General features: G+C 64.2%; 1 protein-coding gene. It reads left to right on the top strand.

From position 1 onward, the window contains the following. On the top strand, positions 1-400 hold a 400-nt coding region (gene sufU / locus D7Y13_RS44350; protein ID WP_279637223.1), incomplete at both ends, for a Fe-S cluster assembly sulfur transfer protein SufU.

Raw genomic sequence — 400 nt, 5'->3', positions numbered from 1 at the left:
GATCTATCAGGACGTGATCCTCGATCACTACAAGCATCCGCAGCATCGGGGGCTGCGGGAGCCGTTCGGCGCCCAGGTGTATCACGTGAACCCGATCTGCGGCGACGAGGTCACGCTGCGGGTCGCGTTGTCCGAGGACGGCACCAGGGTCACCGACGTTTCCTATGACGGACAAGGCTGTTCGATCAGCCAGGCCGCGACCTCGGTGCTCACCGAAAAGGTAATCGGACAACGCGTGCCGCGGGCGCTGAACATCGTCGACGCCTTCACCGAAATGGTGTCCTCCCGCGGGACCGTGCCAGGCGACGAGGACGTCTTAGGCGATGGGGTCGCGTTCGCCGGGGTGGCCAAATACCCGGCCCGGGTGAAATGCGCGCTGCTCGGATGGATGGCGTTCAAA

The organism is Corallococcus praedator, from assembly GCF_003612125.1.
In the GTDB taxonomy this organism is placed as follows: Bacteria; Myxococcota; Myxococcia; order Myxococcales; family Myxococcaceae; genus Corallococcus; species Corallococcus praedator.
This window is presented reverse-complemented; position numbering and strand designations above follow the sequence as displayed.